Here is a 23,946-nt window from a genome sequence, read left to right as displayed (position 1 = left end):
ACCTGCGGAGTTCCGAATGCCGACGTTGAGTGAGCTGCTGTCTTCCTTCGATGTTGGACAAGGGCTGCTGCTCCCTGACAGTTGGCGCCAGGGGCGTACCGCCTACGGCGGCGTGCTCAGTGCGCTGGGTGTGGCCGCGGCGATGCAGAGCCATGCAGAACAGCTGCCGCCGCTGCGCTCGATGCAGGTGACCTTCATCGGCCCTGCGGCTGGCCTGCTGCGATTCGTACCGGCGGTGCTGCGTGAGGGCAAGTCGGTGGTGAATGTCGGTGTGGACGTATACTCCGACGACGCCTTGGCGGCACGCTTGTCGCTGGTGTTCGGCCGCGCCCGCGAAAGCGCGATTGCGCATGATTTCGCCGGCGAGCTGCCGGCCAAGGGGCCCGCCGCGTACCGCGATTTCGATTTGGCGGCGATGCCGTTTGCGCCCGCCTTTACCCGCAACTTCCAGATGCGTCCTGCCGGTGGCGCGATGCCGGTTTCGGCTGCAGAATTTCCCGAGTTGCTGACTTGGATCCGCCATCGGGATGCCGGTGGAGTAGATCCTGCCGTGGCTCTGATCGCGATGGGCGATGCGATGCCGCCGGCAGCATTCACCAGCTTCAGTGCGCCTGCGTCGATCAGCTCCATCACCTGGAACGTAGAGCTGCTTGAGCCTGCGCCGCATGGCGAATGGTTCCTGCTGCGTTCCTTCAGCCAGCATGCGCGTGATGGCTATTCGTCGCAGGACATGCAGGTCTGGGATGAGCAGGGTCGGGTGGTGATGCGTGGCCGTCAGAGCGTGGCGGTGTTTGCCTGATGCGCGCCGCGCGCTGGCTGGGTGGATTGTCGTTGCTGCTGGCGATGCTCGGCTGGAGCGCGTGGTTCGTCATCTGCAATGTGTATGAATTTTCACCAGCGCTGGACCCGGTGGCGTTTGCCAGTGGCTGGCTGCTGAGCGCTGTGCTGCTCTGGCGCGTATTCCGCCGTGCTGCGTGGCCCTTGTTTGCGCTGGCGACCTGCATTGGCGTTTACATCCTGCTGATCCATCGCGGAATGGGCGAGGGCACCGCGCTGGCGCTTTTTGTCGCGGCCAGCGTGGCGATTGTTGCCGCGGCATTTAGGGTCACGATGCGCGCTCGCGCTGCCTGAAGCAGGTTCAGCGCGTCAGCCGGATCTCCCCTTCGGCCAGCGCCTGCCGCAGGAATGCCAATACTGCCGGGCCGCTTTGCTGGTCGGCGCGGGCATAGCCTTTTGCAGTACCGCCAACCGGGATGTAAGGACCGGTGTCGCTGCGGAAGGTGGTGGGTTGCAGGAAGGGAGTGATCAGGTGACCGGCGTCCGAGTAGTACAGCAGGGTGTCTGGTTGTGGCGCAGTGCGACGTTGTAGGCGCTGCATCGCCAATGCAGCCATCTCGCCGGAAACACCGAGCTGATCGTCACCGCCTGCGACCAGTAGCAGTGGGCCGTTGATGCGTTCGATTGGCAGCATCGCCTGCTCCAACGCCGCAGCATGCGCGCCGGGCTGATTCCAGTTCAGCTTTTCCACATACGGCAGGAAGGGCAGGTCGCGGCCGCCAATACTTAGAGCGGGCTCATCAACCGCGCGGAAATCAGCCGGCGGCACATCACGGCGAATGCCACGGAACGGTGCGGGACTGCCCACCCACGACACCGCCGCCTGCAGACGTGGATCATGTGCTGCTGCCGCCATCGCCACGATGCCGCCCCAGGAGCCGCCCATCACGCCGACCCTGCCTGCAAAGGGCTGGGTGCGCAGCCAATCGACCGTGCTGCTGACCGGATCGATCGGTACGCGGATCAGATCCTTGGGCAGTCCGGGCATCCGGTAATAGGCAACAGCCACGGCGAGGAAACCGTTGGACGCTAACCAGGCGGCATACAGATTCGCGGTATCGATGCCGCCTTCGGCGCCGCCCAGGGTGATCACGACAGGATGTCGGCGGCCATCGTCCAGAGCTCCTGCAGGGTGATAGAGATTTCCCAGCACGCCGTGCAGTTGCAATGGCGTGGCAATGACGTCTGCCGCGTTGATCCGCCGTAGCAATGTCTGTTCACCGATCTGTTTGCCATCGACGAAAGCCTCCAATTGCATCGTTGCTGGCGCATGGCGCAGGCCGTCGGCTTCATGGCGCATGGGTAGTGGCGTGGGTCGGCCCTTGCCCGATTCCGGCCGCATCGACCAGAACAATCCCATCGCATCGACACCCGCGTAGCTGCCTGCCTCGGCGCCGGCAGTGGCGGTATCGGCGATGCCGTTGTGATCGGCACGGTAGTTGGCGTGTGCAAGCCAGCGGTTGCCGCTGCTGTCCTGCATGGAAAGCTGCAGCTTCACCGCTTGGCTTGGCAGCAGCCCGGCAACGCTGATCTGTACCGGTTGATCGGCTGGACCGTCCACGGGATGTACGCGCAGTTCGGCGGCGAGGGCGAGGGAGCTGTAGCTGAGCAGCAGCGGAAGCACTAGATGCTTGAGCATTGATGTTGTGAGCGAGAGGCGGCCTGCGATGTTGCCGCTGCCGCGACTGCGCCGGAACATGTTGATGCCGCCAATGGCGCAGGCGGTGCAGAGCTTGGCGTGAACCGTGCGCGATCAGTTGCGCTGATGCATCTTTGCTTCAAATGTCTCGCGATGAATCCGGCTCAGCGGCAGCTGGGTGCCATCGAGCAATTCCAGCGTCGCGTCACCATTGCGGCGCGGCAGTAGGCTGCGGACCCTTGCGCAATTGACGATAACCGCGCGCTGCACCTGCACGAAGCCGGCCGGCGCCAGCTGCTCGGCGAGGCGGCCGATGCTCTCGCGCAACAGGTGCACCTGCTTGCCGACATGCAGACAGGCATAGTGGCCGGCGCTGTCGATGTAGTCGATGTCGGTCGGTGACACGTAGTCACTGCGGCTGCCATTGCGGATGCAAAGTGGTGCCAGCGGATTGATGACCTCGCGTGATAGATGCCGACGTAGTCGGTCCAGCGCAATAGCGAGCCGACTCGCATCCAGTGGCTTGGGCAGATAGTCGATGGCGCCGAGCTCGTAGGAAGCCAGCGCGTGCTCGGCGTGGGCGGTGGTGAAGATGATGGCTGGTGCAGTGGCAGGCAAGCTGCGCGCTAGTTGCAGGCCATCTTCATCGGGCAGCTGGATGTCCAGCAGCAACAGGTCGATCTGCGTTTCCGCGAGCAGCGTGCGGGCCTGCGCGATGCTGGATGCCTCGCCGACTATCTGGATATCCGCATGGGCGCCCAATAGATGGCGCAGCTTGTCACGGGCCAAGGCAACATCGTCGACCAGTAGAGTGCGGATCATGCTGCCTGCTCGCTGGCGACAAGTGGTAGTTGGATGCGCACCTGATAGTGCGCACCATCGCGTTGCGCGTGGAGCGTGGCACGCTCGCCGTAGATCGCCAGCAGGCGTTCGCGGCTGGCTTGCAGGCCGATGCCCATGCCGGCTGCGGCGTCGCCAAGCGGGTTGCGGATCTGCAGGTAAAGCTGATCATCCCGCGACGCGAATTGCATGCTGATCGTGGCGTCGCCCGTACCCGCGGCGCTGGCGAAACGCACGGCGTTTTCCATCAATGGCTGCAACAGCAGGCTGGGAACGCGCGCCTCCCAAGCCTCGGTGCTGGCCTGCAACTGCACCTGTACGGGCTGTTGCAGCAGCAGTTGCTGCAGTTCGACGAAGGCCATGGCCTGCGCTACTTCGTCACGCAGGGCGACGAAGGGTTCGCTCTGCAGCAAATTGCGCAACAACTCCCCCAGCTGCGCCAACGCAGCATCGGCGCGCCCGGCATCGCGGTAACCCAGTGCGCCGATCGCATTGAGTGCGTTGAACAGGAAATGGTGATTCAGGCGTGCCCGCAATGCTTGCTCGCGCGCCTGAGCCAGCAGTTCGCCACGGCGGCGATAGCGGCGGATATAGGCCAGTGTCTGGCCGATGCCGACGACCCCGATGTAGGTGGGCAGCGCGAACAGACTGGTGGCGACAACCGCGTGCAGCCAGTTGTCCGGCAACACGCGAGGCAGCGCCAGTTGCGAGAGGTAGTAGCCGAACAGCCAGCCAATCAGTGACAGCGCCGGAATGATGCAGATACCGGCGGCCAGCAGCTTGCTCGTCGCCTTGGCGTCGTTGCCCATGCCCAGCGGCCAGCGCGCGCACAGTTGCCAAAGAACCGGTGTTGCCAGAAGCCAGGGACTGTAGATGCCGAGCAGGAACAGCAGTGATCGAGCCAGTGAGGCCAGTGTTGTGCTGCCTGCCGCAGGCCCGGTCAGCTGCACCGCTGGCAAGGTGACCAGGGTCAGCAGCAACCAGCCAGCACACACCGCACGCCACGGGAACGCCGTGGCATGCGTGTCTCCAGCAGAGCTGGAAATGCCGGAATCAGGCCGGGTAGACATTTGTGCGTGCAAGCGCCGGGCTGGGCCGGCGCCCGCTTACATCTTGCGAACGCGGAAACGCTTGCCCTTGATCTTGCCGGCTTCCAGCCGTGCCAAGGCCTTGCCAACCTGCTCACGGGCAATAGCCACGTAGGAGCGGGTGGGGAAGATATCGATCTTGCCGATCGCCTTGGCTGACAGCCCGGCATCGCCGGTCAGTGCACCGAGGATGTCGCCAGCGCGCAGCTTGTCGGTCTTGCCGCCATCAATGCGCAGGGTGGTCATCGCCGCTTGCGGCAGCTCTGCCGGACGCGCGGTTGCCAGCGGGGTCTTCTGCCAGTTCAGTGGCTTGCCCTGCTGCGCTTCCAGTGCATCGGCACGGCTGCGCTCGCGGCCTGCAACCAGACTCAGCGACAAGCCATTGCGACCGGCGCGGCCAGTACGACCAACGCGGTGCTGGTAGGTGTCGATGTCGGTCGGCAGCTCGTAGTTGACCACGGCAGCCAGGTCTTCCACGTCCAGGCCGCGTGCGGCCACGTCACTGGCGACCAGCACGTTGCAGCTGCGGTTGGAGAACTGCATCAGCACTTCGTCGCGGTCGCGCTGTTCCATGTCGCCATGCAGCGCCAACGCCGAGAAGCCGAACTGGCGCAGTGAGTTGGCCACTTCGTCCACGTCCTTGCGGGTGTTGCAGAACACCACTGCCGATTCCGGCGTATACCTCAGCAGCAAGCCGCCGAGTGCCTTCTGGCGGTTGGCCGGCTCGGTTTCGAAGAACAGTTGCTGGATGGCCGGTGCCTCGGCTTGGCCATCGATGGTCACTTCGACTGGCTCGTTGAGCAGGGCGCGGGCCAGTTCGCGGATCGCTTCCGGGAAGGTCGCCGAGAACAGCAGGCTCTGGCGGTCCTTGTGGGTGCGGCCGGCGATTTCGCGGATCGGCTCCTCGAAGCCCATGTCGAGCATGCGGTCGGCTTCATCCAGTACGAAGCTGCGGACCTGGCCCAGGTTCAATGCACGCTTGCGCGCCAGTTCCTGCACGCGGCCGGGGGTGCCGACCACGACCTGCGGGTCATGGGCTTCCAGCGAGGCTAGCTGCGGGCCCAGCGGCATGCCGCCGGTGAGGATCAGCAGCTTCAGGTTGGGGATGCCGGTGGCCAGCTTGCGCAGCTGCTTGCCGACCTGGTCGGCCAGTTCGCGGGTAGGGCACAGCACCAGCGCCTGGGTGCGGCTGACGGACAGGTCGAGCCGGTTGAGCAGGCCAAGGCCGAAGGCGGCGGTCTTGCCGCTGCCGGTCGGGGCCTGCGCGATCACGTCGCGCCCTTCCAGGATCGGCGGCAGGGCCAGCGCCTGTACCGGCGTCATCGAGGTATAGCCCAGCGCGTCGATGCCAGGAGCGAGTGCCGGCGACAGCGGCAGGGAAGAGAAGTCAGTCATGCCGTATTTTCGCAGAAGCCGGGCGGCGGCGCTTGCCATCCTGAATGGGTACCACCGGCGGCTTCATCTAGCGTCCGTGGGACGAACTCAATCCTTGCGATTGTTGCTGACGGGCTTGCTCTTGGGCGTGACGGTCTTGGCCCCGGTTGGGCGCTGGTAAACGAAGGGATAGGGCACGGCAGGTGTGTCCGGCAAGCCTGCACGCCACTGTTCGAGCGCGGTAGCCAACGCCTTGCCGTTCTTGAACTGCGGTTCGGAGGGGAGCTCGCCTTGCTCCTTCTCGCGGCGGCGGACGCTGCCTGCAGCCAGTGTGTAGGCGTGGGCGAAGTCATTGGTAGCGTTCAGGGCCTCGACCAGGAAGGCGCGGCCAAACCAGGTGGCGCTATCGGTATTGCCGCAGCCAAAGGAGGGGCGGTCCTTGCGCGCGGCAGTGATCACCATGCGCTGCGGAGACATGAGTGCCGGTACGAAGGCGCCCGAGAAACAGGCCGAGACCACGATCACCGCATTGCCGATCTGCGCTTCGTCCAGCATCCGCGCGAGCTGTGCCGGTGCCAGATAGTCTTCCTGGTCGCGGCCGGTGTGCAGGTAGACGCTGTTGTCATGCAGGCCGTGGCTGGTCAGGTAGAGGAATAGCACATCTTCATTCGGGTCCAGCTTTTGCCCGAGCCCGTTCAGCGCATGGCCGATGCTGTCGGCGGTAGCCAGAACCTGCGGCGGGCCGCCATGGCCAAGGGCGGGCCGGTTGACCAGGCTGACCATGCGGCCTTCGGCACCCCAGCGCTTGGTGGACAGCTCGCGCAGGTAGGCGACCTCATTGGTGAATACGTCTTCGTCGGTATCGCCGGCCACGCCCAGCACGTAGATATCGGTCACTCCGGGGCGCTGGGCGGGGAGGCTTGCCAATGCGGCGTCCAGCATCGAGAGCTGGCTGCCTTCAAGCTTGGGCGTGGTGGCCCGCCGCTCCGGTTCCTCCGCTGCGCCGGCGAATGCAGGCCAGGCCGCACAGGTTGCCAGTAATACGCTTGCGATGGCTTTGATCAGCCGGGGAGGGGAATGCTGCGAGCTGCTTTGGGCTGCCATTGCCGTAATCCATGACGGTGGGTATGGCGGCAAGGTCGTGCCGACCGTGCTGCATCCAGTGGCTGCCTGTAGGCAGCCTTGATGGCTATGGTGCCGGAGTTGAAGCCTGGATGCGTAGCAGGCGGCTTGCGGATGTCTGCAGCGCGCGCTGTGACTGGGTAAATTCCGTCAGGGCTGCTCCCTATCGGTCGGGTTGATGCTCAGTCCGCCTGTAACGACCAGCCATAGGCCAGTGCGGACTTCTTCCTGAGGTTCTCAAGCTGCTCGGCAGCATTGATGGCGCTGTTGGCGCGGTACACCAGGTCTTCCAGCCGGCACAGGATGCTGGCCTGTTCGTCATCGTCCGGCACCACCTCGACGATCCTGTCGACCAGTTGATGCATCTCCAGCAGTTTCTGCTTGCGCTCGTATTCGCCAAGCGAGGTGGCGTCCTGCACGACCTGCTGCGCCAGAACGTCGAAGTGATCGCGCAACTTCTCGTAGTCCATACAGCACCCGGAGCGATGGCGGACAGCCAAGAGTCTGCAATGGTGCTGTCGGGGATGCCCTTACATCAATGAGGGATACACCTTGTTGAGACTAGGATTTATCTGACAAGGCCGTATGTTGAAGAGGGCTGGAAGGGGGCCAAAGGGCGCTTGAATCGCCAATCAGGCGCGCGCCGATGTCGACGTGAGGTTCGTGTGGATGGGCTGATCTTGGGCGGCTTGTCTGGTCGGCCAAGATCGGTGCTGTCTTACGGTGTGATCGCGTAGATGTAGAAGTCGTTGTCCCGTGCCCACCCGAGACCCTCATAGAGTCTTTGCGCTGGAACGTTGTCCTTTGCGGTCTGCAGCTCAATCCGCCCAGCGCCAAGTTCCTTTGCAACAGAAACGGCAGCAATCATCAGTTCTCTGGCCACGCCCAGGCGGCGAGCGTCTGGAGATACAAACAGGTCGTAAAGAACGTAGCTCTTCGTAGCTCCAACGGAATCGAACAGCGGATAGAGTTGGGTGAAACCGAAAAGGTGGCCTTCGGAATCAGGGGCAACCAAGATAAGGGAGGATCCCTCCCGCAGGCGGGCACCAATGAATACCCGGGCCAGGCCGGGATCGGAAGGTTGACCATAGAACTGTCGGTATTGATCAAAGAGCGAGGCGACGGGCTCAATGTCAGCAGCAGTGGCAGGGCGAACGGAAATTCCCATTTTCTATTTCCTTGCGATTGGTTCCAATGGCTTCGAGCATGGCTGATGTGGTTGGGCTGGGTTGGTGACACAGCTGCTGCATAGCAATCGGACGATCATCAACATGAAGCAAGATCACTTCATGACGCGGCGCAATCCAGATTCAACCGCGCTGTAGGTGCTGTACACCATCGTAGATGGCAAGGGGCATTGGTTGGCCTGATCATGGAGTGCCTGAGGTAACATCCCCATTCCACACCATAGGGGGTGACCAGTGAAGTATGTGATTGCGGCACTATTGGCTGTACTGCTTTGCACGGGAGCTTCACGTCTAGACAGGCTGCTTTTGCGAAACAAGGAGCCTGCGCTTGTCATGGACTCAAACAGGACGCCGGATGATTTCATTGGCTGCTTCAACCCCAAGTTGTACGAACTTCTTCCTTCCATCCAGACGGTTAGGGATGGTGATTCAACAATTCTCGTCGCTTCGACACTAGGAAATCCAACTGTCGCGGTAGAGGTTTCGCCCAATGGCGCGGGATCAAGGGTTGCCTATCGACCTAGATTCAATACAGTGGGCTACGGAAAGTACAAAGAAGCCGTTGAATCTTGCCGCTAGTTAATAGCGCGCAATAATATCTGCCCCGCCTAGTGCGGGGCTTTTTACTGGGCGGGGCGTGACACTTAAAGCGGGTCAGGACGCGCAGGTCACCATTGCGATGGACGTGAGTAGGCACGTCAGCGGCATGTACAGCGACAACAGCGGAACGCTAAGCAGCTTCTCCTTCCTTGCCACTGCCTCCGGCTTTACGGGCATGGAGTGGCAGGATGGCTACCTTCGACTTTTGAAGTCCGCTGCACCGCTGGCCCTCGGCCACACCTGGGGTTTCGGAGATACGGTGATGTGGTGCGGTGCCAACGTTGGGGGCCACCAACTCGACCAGGGCCTGGGCGAGGGCAAGCGGCACTAAATCGGGGTGGACGCCCAAGGCCAACCGCTTTTCCTTGCAGTCGAAACGGTACTTCAGGTCCCAGCGCCGGCCGTCTTTGGGGGAAGTCTCCATGTCCACCGCCGTCGAACTACTGCTGTGTGCGGCTGGTGGGCTTGGCCTTCCGGATGGCCATATCGGTCAGTGGGGGCATGTGATTCGTCGTTGGGGGCAGGTGCCCCAAAATATGCCCCCACAGTCTCATGGTCTGCAACGCAACGAGGCGGACTGCGACGGAAACAAAAAAGGCCGGAAACCCGTGCTGCTATTGGGTTTCCGGCCTGATCGGGACCTTGACGGTCCAACTAATGGTGGAGGTGGGCGGAGCCATTTGCGCCCGTTTGCAACCCATTGAAAGTAAAAGAAATTCAGCTTTCAAAAGGTGCAAATTCTGATACCTCCGATGATACCCGGCATAGGGCTGAGGTGCAAAGCACAACTGCTTAGGAGCAGTTGTGCGCATTGCATTGGTGATGGTGATGTTGGCCGTTTGGCTTGGAGCGTCCGGTGAGGCCGTGGCGCAGGCAGGCTCAATTCCGCCCACCGGAACCAAACAGGGTTGGGAGCGCCAGCATCTGGGCGACCATGTCAGCGAACCCGGCGAGGCTTTACCGGACTTCCTCCGACGCACCGGGCGAGTGCTCCACGACTACACCCGCCAGAGCGGGAACGAGGCCTGTGGCGCGATTGCCAGCGACGGCCAGCGTTTTTCCCTGCGCCTCTACACAGATGGTGTGCCACACGGCTGTGCCATACGGACCAGCGAGGTGATGGACGGTTCTGCTTTCACCGGCGAAACCATCCACAGCCATCCTTGGCAGAAGGTGCTGACGATGACGCCGGCCGCAAGGGCGTGGAGCCATTTCTACAAGGATGGCAATGCCGGGGCTCCGACCCTGCGCAACGACGGAGCAGTAGGGTTCAGCAGAGCCGACCGCGCTAACGGAGACGGTTGGCTGATTGCTGGCGGGCAGTTGCTGCATCTGGTCAACGGAAAGACCGAGCGCCTTGGCCCGGTCTTCCTCTCCACGGAGTGATGTAGGTCGATGGCTTGACATTGCCTTGAGCTGCCTTAGATTTGGAACGTCGGCAGTTCACTGCCCTATGGGCAGCTTAGAAAATTAGAGAAATTGCTTTGCCCGCCGACACCCAAAGCCCTCGCTCAAACGGGGGCTTTGCTTTTTTGGCTTGGCGCGGCTTGGCCCGGTCTCCCTCTCCACGGAGTGAACCAATGGCCGTTTACTGGCATTGGAACTCGAAGGCTGACCAGTCCGATGCTCCCACGGTCTGCCAGTAGAACACCGAGCCAGCTCCGACCACATCACAGGCGCACTCTGTCGGCCAATTAACTGACCCGGTGCTTGGGGAGCCAAATCCAGGCATTGGTGTCAGCTTCTGTTTAAGTGCGGCGACGCAGGTCCGGCGCTCTGGCGTCAAAGTCTGTTCTTGAGGCCTCGCGAGGCCGCCCGAAAACGTCGCGTCATCGTTGGTATTAACGCTCTGCGTGCAGTGAAATTGGTCAGCGAGGAACTGCGACACCGAGCAGAACACGCCCCAGCCGTAAAGCCCACCGTCGCCCCAGGAAATCCACGATTTTCCGGTGTAGGTCGGATAGGTTCTTGCCGGAGGCGTGCAGGTGTTGGAGGTGGTAACCCAGCCACTGGATGCCGTGTAGGTGCCGCTCCAGCTCTCTGAGGTGCTCGACACCGGGGACCCGGTCGCCGCCGGGCAGGACCAGGACGTGGTGCGCGTGCCGTTCTCAACGCGGTTGCGTTGTTGCCAGTGCTGACCTGCATGCCCAGCCGGGCAACCCACGTTCTGGCTCTCTGCTGGCGCGGCGCGCGTCATTGCAACGCTGGTTGGCGGCGCAGACGTGCATGCGGGAGCACACATACTCGCTGCTGCCGGTAACCAGGCTGACCATGGTCCCGTCAGCGCGATTGGGCTTGCGAACGGGTCGGGGCATGAATACGTCGTAGTGCGGGTGCGGGTCTGCGGAAAAGAAGTGGCGCCACTGATGGTGAGAGTGCCTGAAGGACAAACGCCCGTTTGCGCCGCGCTTTCGCTCAACGGTAATGGCGCTGAGCAGGCGGGTGTGATGACGGGAGGGACAATAGGAGGAGTGACGGCGGGTGGCGCCGGTGGTGCGGTTGGAATTGGAGGTTGAGCGGCGATTGGCACGCATAGCGCCAGCGGAGACCAGCAAGCAGGAGCAGCTACCGAATTCCAAATAAACGAACACGTTTGACCCGCAGGTGTCGTTCCTGTGGCTGGAGTCGTGGGAGCCGCTGCGCAGCCAGGAGATGGAGCAGGTGGAGTAACAGTTACGGGCGGTGGCGCCACCACCGGCGCCGGTGGTGGCGGAGCTGATGTTGGAGGGGGCGGTTGCAGCGCAACGGGTGTGAGAACTTGCGCTGACAGGCCAGTAGCGCCGCCGTAGTATGTGAACGCGAGCCTTGCTGGATTCCTGCATCGTTGAGTAGCGGCCTGGATGTCCAAAATGGTCGGACGACCATTGTTGCCTCGATGAAAGACCGATGTGTCGTCTATTTCGAGGTCATACATGCCTCCACTCGCTGCAGCGGCTAGCTTTAGGCACGCACGCGTTGGAACCGCATGGTAAACAATCTTCAACCCTGCGTTGGGGCGGCCATCAATAGAGGTAGGCTCAAGAATAACGGGTTGCGCCCATCGGCTGGTTAGGCCAACGCCAGAGTTCATTGAAACGGGTGGAACGCGGTCGGCAATAGCCTGAGCGATTGTCAGTCCCGCATAGGAGCCGAGCGCTCCATACGTCATGTCTGCATTGCGTGCAATGGTGTGAATATTCGCTTGTTCCGCGCGAACATCTGTGTTGTTTGCCGATGACTGATAGATAGCGAAGGCAGCACCGGAAAGAAGTGTCATAGCACCCGTCGCCAACATCAGCTCGATCAATGAGATGCCACGTTGCGGATGTGGGCGGCTTGATGGCTTCATGGTTAGCGCTTCTTTGCGCGGGATGCTTCTCGCTCGGCTAGATGCATTCGCCCGCGCGTGCGCATCTCATTTCGTTGTTGAACGAAGGCCGGCTTTGAGATGTGCTCTCGATACCCAAGTAGTAGGCCAACAAGCTCAGCCTCATCCAGTGAATCAGCCCCAGCGGCGATGACCGCGCCGCCTAGGAGAATCTTGCGGTGCGCGTCTGCTTTGCGTTCACTCGCTCTTGTCTTTGCTTTTGATCTTTGCTCGGCCAGCATCTCCCGTGCTTTCAATTTTGCGAGACGCTCAGTGGCGGCGGTGATTTGTTCTTGTATAGAGCGTGTTGCCATTGTTGAGTTCTCCTAATGTCCTACACCTCATGCAAACAGAAAATCGGCTATTGGCAAGTCATTGACTTGTCATATTGCAATTCCCTGTCATCCTGAAATAGAGGGGCACAGGCGAGCGAGAGCGAGCCAGCCCCAGCGGGAAACGCGAGCGAAGCGAGCCCCGGTCTCTTGCCCGAAGCCGTCACGAATAGTGGCGGCAAGGATCAAAGCAAGAGCGCACTTATGGTTTCCCTGCGGGAAACCGTGCGCCGGGGCTCCGCCCCAGACCCCGGCCCGCTTCGCAGGCCGCCCCCGATGCTAGCCCCCTTGGGGGCGTCGCCAAAAACAAGAATAGGAGCAAGGACAAAAATCGAAATGGCCATTTATCACGCCACCGTCAAAGCCTTTTCGCGCGGCAAGGGTCATTCCTCTACTGCCGCTGCGGCGTATCGTGCGGGCATTGTGATTAATGACGAATTGACCGGTATCAAACACGACTACACAAGGCGCAGTGGCGTTGCCTCGGTTGATATGTTGGCCCCGCAAAATGCCCCCGAATGGGCGCGAGATCCGGTCGCCTGTTTCAATCGCTCGGAAATGGCCGAGACCCGGCTAAACGCCAGGACGGCGCGTGAGCTTGAAGTTGCTCTGCCTGCAGAACTGAACGAAGCGCAGCGTCGTGCGCTCGCGTGCGATTTGGGTCAGATGTTGGTTGACCGCTATCAGGTTGCGGTGCTTGTTGCAGTCCATGAGCCCGATAAGAAGGGAGATGAGCGCAATCACCATGTGCATCTCCTGATGACACCGCGTCAGATCGGTCCTGAAGGCCTGGGTGCACGTGCATGTGCTGAATTTGATGCGTGTGGTGGCGCAGGTCCGGAGGCTATCCGCATTCTTCGTGAAGCGGTTGCTGACCGTATCAATTCGCATCTGGAACGAGCACAGGTCGCTGAACGTGTCGATCATCGCAGTCTGGCTAAGCAAGCGCATGCCGCCGAAGCTGATGGCCATATTGGGTTCGCAGCCGTGTTGGCTCGTGAAGCCACCCAGCACGAGGGTAAGGCAGCAACCGCGATGCGTAGGAGGGGGGAAGATAGTGAGCGGGGCACGGTAAACAACCAAATCCAAGAAGCCAATCGCATTGAACTGCGTAACTACCTGGAACGCTTGGAGAAAGAGGGAAGGGTGATGGCGACGCCACACTCCCATATGCAAGAAGCAGCTCAACGTGAGAGGCTTGCAGCGGTTGGCAAAGAAGAGCGGCCACACCTCGGGCAGGTCGCGGTGGCGCCCCCACGAGCGCGAACAAGGCCAGTATCAGTAGCGCAGCGCGCAGGGCGAGTGGGGTCGGGCGCCTCGCGCTTTCCGCCAAGTCTCAAGCCAGCCTTGATGAAGGCGGCTAGCCGCCTTCGTAGCAAGATTGCGAATAAGCAAGCAGACGAGGCCATGGCTCGTTACGAAGCCGAAATAGAGCAGCTGGAGATGGAAGCGAGGCGGGTGTGGCTGGAGGGTATAGATGCCACCGTTCGGCAAAGCCTTTCGACGGTCGCCACGCTCTTTGACATGTCGAGCAGGGCGGGCGCCTACCCCCAGAGGGCGTCATATCGAAACGATATGCGCGAGCTTCACAGTTCATTGAAACAGGTGGCTCGTGACACCACTCGATGGGAGCGCAGGTTACAGGCCGAAGTTAAGGCAGACCTTTCACTCACGGAAGCCAAAATGAAACTGGAGACGTGGGAAAGGAAAAATCCCAAGCCGTCGCTCTGGAGCGGTAGCAGACGCGATTGGGCGCAGCGGCGTCGGAGTGGTGAAGAGCGCATTGAGCGGCGCAGGACGCGGCGCGATGCTGCGCGTCTAGCTACAGGCCCGGAAGCCCAGGTGAAGTATGCGGCGCAGGCAGTTGCGAGTGTAGAAGCTTTGGATAAGCTCGCAGCATCAATGCTGAAGCGCTATCCAATCACCGCTGATACAGCACAGCCGCACAAATCGCAGCGCCCTGGAGCGACCTCAGCGCGCACGCTTACGGAACAACTGAACGATAGCGATCTGCAGCAAAAGGATCAAAGAAGATCTCGCGGGCCTCGCGTCTGAAGCTGAAAAAAACAATGCCCCCGAACATTCTTCGGGGGCATTGACAGAATTGGCGTTGGCCTCATGCTGTTTTTTAGCGGCAGCTCGTTGATAACAGCAACGGCTGCGAGTAGGTAGAAAGCAGCTCTACACACCCAGGCATCGGCCCCAAGCAACAACATAGCCGACATCGGGAAGAGCGCAACCCCTCGCAACCCAGCTAGAAGCAATGGCTATCGCACGGAGGTCCGATTAGTTCGCGCCCGGTGGCAATCCGGGGCTATCCGTAGGACGCGGGTGGCGGCCTTAAACCGTGGAGGAATACGTCCACATCCGGCAGCATGGCTTCTGCGTCGCGGAGGTTCCAAGGCATGGGTTCCCTAGCTGGTCTTGGATTGTGTGCCCCGTCTCGGGTCGGCCATGTATGCGAAGGGCAAGATTGGATAGCGTCAGGCGACAGCCTGATCACGGGGCAAAGCCCATGGGAGAGACGCCAGTGCAGTGAATGCTGGTGGCAGGACCCCAGCCCCGGCGCCATGTCAGGCGTGAACCTGCCGCAGCTGTGTATTGACAGTGATCACAGTGCCGACGATGGTCCTCTGCCCAGGCAAGAGTAGACCGACCCGGCAAAGGTCCCCAGACTCGCTTATTGCGGGTTGGGGGAGACTTTGCCTCGGTCGGTCGGCGGTTAGAAGCAAAGACCGAGGCAAAACAGCGGGCCCATAGTGTCCTGAGTCAGCAGGAGGATGTGTCCTGAATCAGATGCCGTAGGTGGCCTTGTCGGTAAAAGAGCACTTGGAGTTCTTCAGCAGAAAAACGGAGCGCGCCGAGAATTTTCGGGCGCCGATGAATTTTTCAATGCTGGTTCAAAGAGATATCAGATCTGACCCCAGGGAAGGAAGAAGCGTCGCCCTACCTTCAGGCTGCGAATTCGAGCTTGCCAGTCACTGAGCTGCTTAATGAAGGTATCGACTGGATACGCAGAGTGCTTGCATGCTGCTATTGAATTTAGAAGCTCATTGTTAACTTCCATCAAAGAAACTCCGGCGCGCTTGTGCTTGAGAAGGAAGAGCTCGGATGCTATCAGTTGAAGCTCTTCACTCTTATCTGAACTGATGATCTGTGTGTTACTGGCATCGCCCATGTAGTTGATTGATCGAATAGCTCGAAGTGCTTCGTATTTCAGCGCATTGAACTTTGAGAGCTTGGCCATCAGCAAGCCCGAGTAGTATCCAGCGGCCGTGCCGGGAATCAATGCCATCAGGAGGTCGTAGGCGAGGCTTGCCATTAGGGTCTTCCTTGCTGGCACCTAGGCATAGCGTAGGAAGTCGCCAGGCCGTTCGGTGCGCGTCACTTGCTAGCGGGGGCGAGGCTTTTTAGAAGCGCCAGTGCTTCTTTCTGTTTTCGGGCATCAAGCTGTGTCAGCACCAAGATTGCCTCCGCAACCACGTCAGAGGCAGCAAGGAAGTAAGCGGCTGGGAGATCCAGAAGCTCCGCGAGCTTCTCAATGGTCTCCAGATCAGGCTTATGAAGGCCCCTCTCATACCTGCTGATGCGGGGCGCAGTGGTGTTTGGGTCATCCACTCCCATCAATAGTTCCCCTAGCTGGGCCTGAGTCCAGCCCTTGGCTGCGCGTGCGGCGCGGAGGCGTTGGCCAAGGGCAGTGGTTGTTGGTAGCGGCGCGGGCATTCGGGGCATCAAGAAAGGCATTGACTACCCGAAGTGTGCCCGCCTAAGCTTAACTGGTCATTTGCACTGAGCGCAAATGATTGCGCGAGAGCCTAGAGTTGCTCGGCTCATGGGAGTTCATCACATATGAGGGAGCTGAAATGAAGAAGGTCTGGATGGTTTCCGCAGCAGCCCTGCTGGCTGCTTGCTCGGGTGGGCCTGGTAGTAGCGATGTTGAGACGGCGCTGACCGCGTATTTCAGAGAGGCCACAGGAACGACGGTGACGTTTGAGCGGTTGAAGGTGGGCGAGTGTGTGCGAGGCGGCAGTCCCGGCTACGCGTGCAGTGTCACTGGAATTGCGCGGTATCAGCTGGGCACTCGCATTGAGCAACAGCAGCTTGTTGGCACCTTCGTTATCGACAAAGTTGGCGGCAACTGGACTGTCGTAGACCGTCGTTGACGCTGGTCCTCCCCAACCATCGCTAGGAAGCTCGTATGTGGACCTTGTTCAAGGCAGTCCGCTGGATCATCACCGGTCTTGCACTTTGGTGGCTGTGCGGTGTGGTGTTCGAAAAGGGCACGACGGCTGACGGGGCAGTCTTAGGCCTGATGCTGTTCGGGCAGTTGGTCTTCTGGCCGCTTGCGCTGCTGTGGGGCTTGCCGTGGCTGTTCCGTCGCCGAACTCCAAAACTGAAGAAGCATAGGCCTGAAGAGTTCGAGCCCACGGTATCCCATGATCACATTGCCTTGGACGTGGGCAGGGACACTATCTGGGTTCGGGACCCCATGAAGGGCGAGCGCTATCTGCGGCGGTCTGAAGTGCTCGCCATCCGCACTGGGGAATACAACTACAAAGGGGTAGTCACTCATCGCCTGGAAGTCCAGGTGCGGGACGTTGTTCACCCGCTCTGGCTGGTTCCTTTCGTGCGCCACTCTGACCGTTGGCTAAAGAGCACAGCGGTCAACGAGGCTGAGAGGGATGAGTGGTTCGCAAGGATAAAGGCCTGGCTATCTTGAGGGTAGCTCGCTCCTACTCCGATAGCCCAAAGACTAGTGGTTGGGGCGCGGCATCCCGGATCGCTGGGCAGCGACGCATTCTTGGGGCGTCATTGCTCGGCAATTCGCCGAGCTAAAGATCAAGTTCCGGTGCTCTCAAGGAGGTGCATAGGCTGGACAGCGTCAGGAATGGCGAGGCTGTCAGAGAAGAACATCGCCTCCGCGCCTTTATATCTGTCCTGTGCGCTATAGCTCAATCCGTAAACGATGCTTCTGAAATTCCTATACATTCCATGGATGGGCTCAGCATTGTCGTAGGAAACTATCCAGTTCTTACTTTTAAGTCTCGATACCCGCTTGGAGATCTTTACATGATCTTCATGCTTGTAGTGATGCAGGTAGAGGTCACTGCCTTTCACGTAGTAAGGAGGGTCTAAGTAAATTAGGCTTTTTGCGGGGAGTCTTGGGGAGACTAGGTCAATAAACTTGATGGCATCCAGTTGGTGGAATTCAATCCGATCTCGCACACGCGCTATCGCGTGAATGCGACGGATAAGGTCTGGCTTGTTGAATCGGGCGTCAAGCTTCCATTTGCCGGACTGTGATTTTCCACCAATCACCCCGGCCCCCAGAATTCCAGAACGATTTGTGCGGTTTAAAAAGAATGTGGAAAACCCGAGTTCCAAGTCGCCGTGCTCAGAAGTGTTGTTTTGAATATTCTTCTGGCGATGCCACTCCTCAATCGTGACGTTCGTGTTTTGAATGAGCGCGCAAATGCTATCGGTATTTTCCAGGATGGATCGCCAAAAGGCAGAGACGCCATCGCTAATATCGTTTATGTAAACTTTTTTGGCGTATTCTTGGAGGACTAGTTCCATGGCAACTGCAGCGCCGCCGGCATAAGGTTCGACATACGCACCATCAACTAGCTCGTTAGCTTCCATGATGCTCTTTACGTAGGGAGCTAGCTTGCCTTTACCGCCAGGATAACGCAGTGGTGTGTAAAATGATGGTCGTGGTTCGCTCTTCATTTCATCATGCCCAAATCTTAGTGAACGCTACCTGGACTTCTGACCAGCCGGAGCGCAGTTCGGAAGAGGTTGGCAGCGAATATTTGCTATGAATTATGCCATGCAGTCGATCAATGCTCAAAGCCTTATTTGGGTTCGATGCAAGGGCGCGGAATTCTTGGAGGTCGCGCTTCGTTGCGCCATTTTGCTGCAGATCTGCAGCCACGCTCTCTAGTTTCTGTTTTAGGCTCAGATCGCTGTTGTATTTGGGGACTTTATTTTCAGATCCGTAATGGTCCAGAGATAGTTCAAGGAATACTCTGAACGATGCCGCAATTGCCACTGGGTAGTTATCAAGCGGAAGCTTTCTCAGTTCCTTGCACATCTGCTGAAGTTTGTGATCATTGATGTTCAGCGGGCACTGAGAGTTGGGTGGGATGAGAGTTTTTCTGTCGATCAGAGACTTACTCTTGGAGCCTGCTCCAGATTTCGATGCTGCCTTTTTGCTTTGTGCCGAGAGCTGGTCGAGCGGCTCTAGTGTTCCCGTGCGCTTGTTGAGGTCGGGCAACGCTGATCCAAGTGAGTCTAGGTATTTGATTCGATCATCCTTCCCCTTGATCTTACTGACACGAACCTTCTTCAGCCCGATGTCCGATATTATTTTCTTGAGCGGCTTTATCAGTTCTGATTGCGGCAGGTCCGAAAGGAATTCGCCATTCTCAAATACAAGGCCGAGACGTTCGCGGACTTCAGGTGTTCCAAGCAAGCGATCCAAGTTTGTGATGGGGAAGCGCTCGAGAGCAGCATCCTCCTCATCTGAGAGTTTTCCTGCGGTGCGAACAAATTCCAGAACTTTGAGGGAATTTGTATGGCCTCGATAGCGGGCTGTCGCAATGCCGTCCCAATCCACTACACCTCTGCCGTCATTTGCGCCTGTATGAATAGCTTCAATCCAGTGCCTTGCCTCCTCCTCGTCCCTGCATACAGAAACGTCAATAGGCTGAACGTCGGATGGAGTGAAAGACTTCGCAAGATTTCGCAACCGGCGGGCGGTAATGTCACCCACGCCATCCATGCCATCAAGCACGGAAGGATTGGAAAGGACCCTCAGGGCTGCTAGACGCCTGTTCCCATCCAAGGCGATGTAGGTGGAGCTTTTCTTTCCGGGGGCCTTCATTACGAGCATGCGATGTGCCGGGCTCAATCCGTTAAGGACGATATCCTCGGCTAGATTAACCAGCTTGATCCCCTGATTAACTACTATCTTCTCAAGTGCCTCTCGCTGGCTGCTAAGCCCCGCGAATCGTGGGTTCTTGAGGTCGAGTTCTAGTTCGTCAATGTTGAGTTCTAGTGTGCTACTCATTCTTCCCCCTGGAAATTAATGTGGCTACTGAAGTGCAGGTAAGTGCCTGGTCGCCGCCAATCATTGCCTTTGCGCGTTTCCTCTGATGATATGTTGGGCGTTGACTCGTCGGATTTCAACAAGAATTCAACGGGCGTCCATCATGGTCTTCTGGGCAATTGACGTTTCCGGGCAGATGAGTTTGCCGTTCGTTGCTTGGCTCTCAGGTGCGCCTTCTTTAGTGCCGTTAGAGCTTGGCCTGCCTGATAGAGCGGCAATGTCGTGGGGACTGGCAGCGAAGCGACCGCTGCCGCTCGAGCTTGGAGGGTAGGGGTGTCTACATACGTGCCGAGTTCGCCTGGCAGATGAACTTTGTGTCCTGTGATCGCGGCAATGATCGAACTCAGCACTCCGGCGTAGTGCAGCCTTGTGCTTGCAGTGTGCCTGAACGAATGAAACCCCATACCAGGCGTCATCATCTTCAGGCTCGTCAAGTAGGCGCGGAATTGATCGCCTAGCGCATCGCCGTAGCCTGCCTTCTTGTTCCAAGGCAGGTGCGGGAAAAGTCGCTCATGGCCCGACTGCGCTACATCTTCGACGTAAGCTAAGAAGCCTGCCTCCAACAAGCGCGGGTGGAGCGGGATGAAGCGCAAAGAGTTTGCGTTTTTCAGCTTTTGATCCCGCCGGCCCGCACGAATGTGGATGCCCCAAATGCCATTCACCTCGGCCACATCGTCGGCATAGAGTTGCCCGAGCTCGTTGACCCGTGCCCCAGTGCCCGCTGCTAGCAGGACTCCCCAGTATCGATCAGGCCGCTCCTCTGACCAGGGAAGGAACTTCTCCATATCGAAGAGTTGGTTGATTTCCTCAATGCTGAAGGGGCGACGGGGGAGCGTGGCGACTGCGGTGGCCGAGCTCTGGCGCTTAATTCCATCGAGCGGCGAACGTGTGAGCAGTCCACCGGCTACTTGTGCATTGAGGAAGCTGGCCAGTCGGTCACGATGTTTGCCTAGAGTCCGATCAGACAGGCCCGCGATAACGAGCCCTTTGGTGCGTTGTTGCTTCACCTTGGCGATGATTTGCGCGGCGCTCAGGCCTTTGTATTCTGCTTTCTTGCGCGCATTGCTCGGCCAGTCATGAAGCCCATTTAGGAAGGCGCGCACTTGGGTCTCCCCCACTTGCGACATGAGCAGGTCGAGCCCTGCTATTTCGCGGAAGATGGTGAGCGTGTTTTCACTGTCGAGCAGGTTGCCTGGCGATGTCTTAGCGTTCCTAAGGTCTTCCAGGTAGAGATCAACACGCTTTTTCAGGGTGTCCCCGGCTCCGGGCAGCGGTGAACTTTGGGCAAAGCCTGAGCTCGCGAGTCCCTTGATGGTGTCCAGCAGAGCTTTGGCGTCCTCGCGTCCATTCACCTGTAGGTCGGTCAATCTCGCGCCGTTAGGCAGCTCAATGTTCCCGGTCCAGCGGTCAATGGTTCCCGTCAACGCTCTCAGCAGGGCGTCCCGATCCTTCTCGGTCATTGGGCTGCGTCTCATGCGGTCGAATGCCTGAGAGAGTGCCACAGCGGCGCTTGCGGCTGTAAGACGCATCAGATCGATTGAAGCAGGGGGCAGGCGTCGCACCAGATAGCGGGAGCCGACAAGAGGCTGCAGATCCGTAGGCACAAAAAAACGGACGTATAGCCCGCTCGGTCTGCGCAGAAAAAATGGCTTTGGCACGGAGTGATACCTACTTTGATACCTGCAGACAGGCTCAGTTCGTGTATCACTCCGATGCCAAAACCCTTGCAAAATCAGCCACTTAGTGATAGATTTTGCAAGCAGTTGGTGGAGGTGGGCGGAATTGAACCGCCGTCCGAAGGCACTCCATCCCCGGCACTACATGCTTAGCTCACCGTTGGGTCTCGTCCTGTGGCAGCACGGTGTGCAAAGCGCACCCCAGGACCAGCCTGTTTTGGTTAAGCCATGACTGACAGGCAGCCGTCACAGCCGGTTCCGTGATAATGACCCTACATCCACGAGCACGGGCACAAGTGGGTTCGGGGCTTACGCCTTAAGCGGCGAGAGCGTAGTTGTCGTCGTTGGCAACTAGAGTTTTGCAGCTGGATTTACGAGGAAAGCTACCCCCTCGGCATGCGCCAAGCGACTTCACAACCCCCGTCGAAACCAGTGCACCCCCGGTTAAGCGTTGATTTGTAACGACTTTTGGGTGAAACGTGACGAAAAACTGCCAAAAGTCTCGCTGACCATGTGAATGCTACAGCCAAAGAGCTGAACAGTCACGCATACCAGGGAAGTACAGCGATCACGGGACAGAGACGGACATCATGAGGCTTCTCCATTACGTCAGCTGGTAGACCTGGTAGTTATGACAATCAGAGCCCCGAGCGGGGGCGCTGGCTGGTACAGAACAATCAAGTGCACCTCGTCGTCCTATGCGGAAGCCCCCAGTCCCTGGTTGGGGGCTGACGAGGCGGCTCTTACGGTACCCATTTATACTTATAAACTGTTAATGTATGTGACGGAAATGTGAGCTTGCAGGTTGATGCGAGCTTTTATTTAGTTAGGACGATTCATATCCGCGACTTCGCATGGAGTGCGGAAACAGGGGGATAAACATGAAGACCACCATCCATCGGCCTGCCGTTCTGGCAGCCGGTTTCATCGCGCTCGTGTCGGCGACGGCGAGCTTTCCAAGTCAGGCGTTTCTGGGCATGTCAGCGGATAAGTGCAAGGCGCCGCAGGGCAGTCTGCGCATCGTCGAGCCGGATGACGGCATGGGAATCTGGGCGACCTACGGCCTGCCTGCACCTACCCGCATGCTGCGGGTGCTGGTCAATGATTCCAAGTGCTTTACCGTGCTTGATCGCGGCGCCGGGTTTACCGCAGCGCAGGCTGAGCGCGAGCTGGCCATGGGCGGGCATTTGCAGGAAGGTCAGAATATCGGCGGTGGGCAGATGCGTGGCGCGGACTTCGTGCTGGTACCGGATATCGTGTCGCAGAATCCCAATGCCGGTGGCATGAGCATCGGCGCAGGCGCATCCAATGGCGGTAGCAAGCGGGGCTTGATGGGGGCGATGATGAACGTTGCCACCTTGGGCGTGGCAGGCAAGCTGTCGACGAAAAGACAGACCGCCGAAGTGGTGCTGACCCTGGTTGATGTACGCACGTCCGAGCAGCTTGTCAGTGTGACCGGCGAAGCCAAAATCACCGACAAGGCGTGGGCGGCAGCGGTGTCTGCCTCGAACCTGCAGGGCAGCGCGGGGGTGAATGCTGGCAGCTGGGACAACACCGAGATCGGCAAGGTCATCAAGGAGGCCTACGAAGAGGCCTATGAGCGGATGGTTGAGGAGGTCAGCAAAAAGCGCGGTGTTTTGGCCAATCGCAATGTGCCGCAGGCAACCCGTGGAGTGGCGCCGATAGCGCCGCCGGATGCTTACCAGACGCTGGCTGCATCGCAAGCCAGGCTGGCCAATGTCGCCGCAGCAAGGTTGCAGGAACGGCCTGCGGTGCCGATGGCGGTACATGCCGGCGCAGCGCAGACGGGTGCAATCGGCAGCATGGCGGGCCAGGCCATGCAGCATGGTGTGAATCACATTGTTGACGGCGGTGTGGCGCCGGCTGCAACGGGCGCATTGCCCGATTCTGGCGGCATGGTTGGTGCTGCGGGTCAGGTGTTGCAGCAGGTTGCAGGCCAGGGAGTGGGTGCTGGTGTGGCGCAGGCTGCGATGGGAGCTGTGGCGCAGCAAGGTGGCATGTTGGGCGCTGCTGGCCAGGTGGTACAGCAGGTTGCAGGTCAGGGCATCGGTCCAGGTGTGGCGCAGGCTGCGATGGGCCTGGCAGCCCAGCAAGGCGGCATGATGGGTGCAGCGGGGCAGGTGGCACAGCAGGTTGCAGGTCAGGGCATCGGTGCAGGCGTGGCGCAGGCTGCGATGGGCTTGGCTGCCCAGCAGGGCGGCATGGTCGGTGCAGCGGGGCAGGTGGCGCAGCAGGTTGTAAGCCAGAATGTAGTCGCCGGTGGCCAGATGGCCGCAACTGCGGGGACCATGATCTTGCATCGCATGGCGCGATTGCTGACCCAGCCGGACAGTCAGGCGACTGTGGTGGCCGAACTCAAGCCTGGCATGCTCGCTTACCCCACAGGGGGGCGCAATGGCGGAATGATCGAAGTCGACGATGAAATGGGTAATCGTGGTTGGCTGCCGTCGGCGGTGCTTGGCGTCAAGCAGTAAAAGCTGGCCAAGCGCTTCCAGAACATCTCTGTTTGGTACTACAGGACGGAAAAGCCCGCCGAGCGTAAGTGCTTGGCGGGTTTTTTTGTATTTTCGTCGGGGGCTGAGAGAGTCGGCCTATCGGCGACAGTGGGCCCCCCCCCCCCCCGCGGGGGGGGGGGGGGTTGGGGGGGGGGGGGGCGGCCGCGATTTGCGCTGTAAACGCTTTTCCCGTCCTGGGCGCGCCACTACGCTGGCTATCTGGCCCGTTCCATTGATGGGAAGCACTTGTTCAGCCCGGCCAGGGCCTTCCCCGGGGC

22 protein-coding genes, 1 other RNA gene and 1 pseudogene are annotated in these 23,946 nt (G+C 59.6%); 8 read left to right on the top strand and 16 right to left on the bottom strand.

From position 1 onward, the window contains the following. The first annotated feature begins 16 nt into the window (after positions 1 to 16). Entirely contained in the window at positions 17 to 799 is a 783-nt protein-coding gene (locus ACVOLZ_RS11160; protein ID WP_481516194.1) for a thioesterase family protein, read from the top strand. Beyond that, a complete protein-coding gene (locus ACVOLZ_RS11155; protein WP_481516193.1) occupies positions 799 to 1,131 on the top strand; it encodes a hypothetical protein in 333 nt (110 codons plus the stop codon). Before ACVOLZ_RS11160 ends, ACVOLZ_RS11155 begins: the two co-directional genes overlap by 1 nt. Before the next feature lie 7 nt (positions 1,132 to 1,138). On the opposite strand, the gene ACVOLZ_RS11150 is transcribed toward ACVOLZ_RS11155, so the two are convergent. From ACVOLZ_RS11150 to ACVOLZ_RS11120, 7 genes are all read right to left on the bottom strand, one after another. Then, positions 1,139 to 2,476 (bottom strand): acyl-CoA thioesterase/bile acid-CoA:amino acid N-acyltransferase family protein, encoded by a 1,338-nt coding sequence (locus ACVOLZ_RS11150; RefSeq protein WP_481516192.1) that lies wholly within the window; start codon positions 2,474 to 2,476, stop codon positions 1,139 to 1,141. Positions 2,477 to 2,590: 114 nt separating this feature from the next. Next, on the bottom strand, positions 2,591 to 3,298 hold the full coding sequence (locus ACVOLZ_RS11145; RefSeq protein WP_481516191.1) for a LytR/AlgR family response regulator transcription factor: 708 nt from the start codon (positions 3,296 to 3,298) through the stop codon (positions 2,591 to 2,593). After that, complete coding sequence (locus ACVOLZ_RS11140; protein ID WP_481516190.1) at positions 3,295 to 4,386, bottom strand: sensor histidine kinase; 1,092 nt, start codon at positions 4,384 to 4,386, stop codon at positions 3,295 to 3,297. Before ACVOLZ_RS11140 ends, ACVOLZ_RS11145 begins: the two co-directional genes overlap by 4 nt. A gap of 36 nt (positions 4,387 to 4,422) precedes the next feature. Then, the gene (gene dbpA / locus ACVOLZ_RS11135; protein ID WP_481516189.1) at positions 4,423 to 5,799 is read right to left on the bottom strand and encodes an ATP-dependent RNA helicase DbpA; all 1,377 of its coding nucleotides are present in this window, start codon (positions 5,797 to 5,799) and stop codon (positions 4,423 to 4,425) included. Between the two features lie 87 nt (positions 5,800 to 5,886). After that, positions 5,887 to 6,882 carry a C13 family peptidase gene (locus ACVOLZ_RS11130; RefSeq protein WP_481516188.1) on the bottom strand — a complete coding sequence of 332 codons (996 nt, stop codon included), beginning with the start codon at positions 6,880 to 6,882 and terminating at the stop codon, positions 5,887 to 5,889. A 200-nt stretch (positions 6,883 to 7,082) separates the two neighbouring features. Next, positions 7,083 to 7,370 (bottom strand): hypothetical protein, encoded by a 288-nt coding sequence (locus tag ACVOLZ_RS11125; protein ID WP_481516187.1) that lies wholly within the window; start codon positions 7,368 to 7,370, stop codon positions 7,083 to 7,085. Positions 7,371 to 7,618: 248 nt separating this feature from the next. Further along, positions 7,619 to 8,068 (bottom strand): N-acetyltransferase family protein, encoded by a 450-nt coding sequence (locus ACVOLZ_RS11120; RefSeq protein ID WP_481516186.1) that lies wholly within the window; start codon positions 8,066 to 8,068, stop codon positions 7,619 to 7,621. A 656-nt stretch (positions 8,069 to 8,724) separates the two neighbouring features. Between ACVOLZ_RS11120 and ACVOLZ_RS11115 the strand changes: the two genes are divergently transcribed. Both ACVOLZ_RS11115 and ACVOLZ_RS11110 read left to right on the top strand, forming a co-directional pair. Then, positions 8,725 to 9,018, top strand: a complete 294-nt coding sequence (locus ACVOLZ_RS11115) for a hypothetical protein (protein WP_481516185.1) — start codon at positions 8,725 to 8,727, stop codon at positions 9,016 to 9,018. Between the two features lie 473 nt (positions 9,019 to 9,491). Then, on the top strand, positions 9,492 to 10,073 hold the full coding sequence (locus tag ACVOLZ_RS11110; RefSeq protein WP_115804042.1) for a hypothetical protein: 582 nt from the start codon (positions 9,492 to 9,494) through the stop codon (positions 10,071 to 10,073). A gap of 202 nt (positions 10,074 to 10,275) precedes the next feature. On the opposite strand, the gene ACVOLZ_RS11105 is transcribed toward ACVOLZ_RS11110, so the two are convergent. The 3 genes and pseudogenes from ACVOLZ_RS11105 to ACVOLZ_RS11095 form a co-directional block, all read right to left on the bottom strand. Next, complete coding sequence (locus tag ACVOLZ_RS11105; RefSeq protein WP_239683755.1) at positions 10,276 to 10,884, bottom strand: hypothetical protein; 609 nt, start codon at positions 10,882 to 10,884, stop codon at positions 10,276 to 10,278. Between the two features lie 636 nt (positions 10,885 to 11,520). Then, positions 11,521 to 11,943 (bottom strand): annotated as a pseudogene (locus ACVOLZ_RS11100) (type 4 pilus major pilin); the annotation flags it as partial. A 74-nt stretch (positions 11,944 to 12,017) separates the two neighbouring features. Beyond that, on the bottom strand, positions 12,018 to 12,347 hold the full coding sequence (locus ACVOLZ_RS11095; RefSeq protein WP_080355294.1) for a conjugal transfer protein TraD: 330 nt from the start codon (positions 12,345 to 12,347) through the stop codon (positions 12,018 to 12,020). Positions 12,348 to 12,701: 354 nt separating this feature from the next. Between ACVOLZ_RS11095 and ACVOLZ_RS11090 the strand changes: the two genes are divergently transcribed. Further along, positions 12,702 to 14,420, top strand: a complete 1,719-nt coding sequence (locus tag ACVOLZ_RS11090; protein ID WP_481516184.1) for a MobA/MobL family protein — start codon at positions 12,702 to 12,704, stop codon at positions 14,418 to 14,420. A gap of 856 nt (positions 14,421 to 15,276) precedes the next feature. On the opposite strand, the gene ACVOLZ_RS11085 is transcribed toward ACVOLZ_RS11090, so the two are convergent. Beyond that, positions 15,277 to 15,687: a hypothetical protein gene (locus ACVOLZ_RS11085; protein ID WP_049441681.1), complete on the bottom strand. Its 411-nt coding sequence runs from the start codon at positions 15,685 to 15,687 to the stop codon at positions 15,277 to 15,279. Between the two features lie 62 nt (positions 15,688 to 15,749). Continuing rightward, on the bottom strand, positions 15,750 to 16,088 hold the full coding sequence (locus ACVOLZ_RS11080) for a helix-turn-helix domain-containing protein (RefSeq protein ID WP_049441679.1): 339 nt from the start codon (positions 16,086 to 16,088) through the stop codon (positions 15,750 to 15,752). A 140-nt stretch (positions 16,089 to 16,228) separates the two neighbouring features. Between ACVOLZ_RS11080 and ACVOLZ_RS11075 the strand changes: the two genes are divergently transcribed. Together ACVOLZ_RS11075 and ACVOLZ_RS11070 are read left to right on the top strand one after the other, a co-directional pair. After that, a complete protein-coding gene (locus tag ACVOLZ_RS11075) occupies positions 16,229 to 16,528 on the top strand; it encodes a hypothetical protein (RefSeq protein WP_148708647.1) in 300 nt (99 codons plus the stop codon). A 35-nt stretch (positions 16,529 to 16,563) separates the two neighbouring features. Further along, positions 16,564 to 17,085 carry a hypothetical protein gene (locus ACVOLZ_RS11070; protein WP_049441674.1) on the top strand — a complete coding sequence of 174 codons (522 nt, stop codon included), beginning with the start codon at positions 16,564 to 16,566 and terminating at the stop codon, positions 17,083 to 17,085. 119 nt (positions 17,086 to 17,204) lie between these two features. On the opposite strand, the gene ACVOLZ_RS11065 is transcribed toward ACVOLZ_RS11070, so the two are convergent. The 4 genes from ACVOLZ_RS11065 to ssrA form a co-directional block, all read right to left on the bottom strand. Beyond that, entirely contained in the window at positions 17,205 to 18,095 is an 891-nt protein-coding gene (locus ACVOLZ_RS11065; RefSeq protein WP_049441673.1) for a DNA adenine methylase, read from the bottom strand. 4 nt (positions 18,096 to 18,099) lie between these two features. Continuing rightward, entirely contained in the window at positions 18,100 to 19,437 is a 1,338-nt protein-coding gene (locus ACVOLZ_RS11060; protein WP_148708648.1) for a hypothetical protein, read from the bottom strand. Between the two features lie 140 nt (positions 19,438 to 19,577). Next, entirely contained in the window at positions 19,578 to 21,080 is a 1,503-nt protein-coding gene (locus tag ACVOLZ_RS11055; protein WP_481516229.1) for a site-specific integrase, read from the bottom strand. Positions 21,081 to 21,240: 160 nt separating this feature from the next. Continuing rightward, positions 21,241 to 21,594, bottom strand: a transfer-messenger RNA (tmRNA) gene (gene ssrA, locus ACVOLZ_RS11050). A gap of 439 nt (positions 21,595 to 22,033) precedes the next feature. Between ssrA and ACVOLZ_RS11045 the strand changes: the two genes are divergently transcribed. Continuing rightward, positions 22,034 to 23,647, top strand: coding sequence for a CsgG/HfaB family protein (locus tag ACVOLZ_RS11045; protein ID WP_481516183.1), 1,614 nt, complete (start codon positions 22,034 to 22,036; stop codon positions 23,645 to 23,647). The last annotated feature ends 299 nt before the right edge of the window (positions 23,648 to 23,946 follow it).

The sequence above is a fragment of the Stenotrophomonas sp. STEN020 genome, from assembly GCF_056760195.1.
This window is presented reverse-complemented; position numbering and strand designations above follow the sequence as displayed.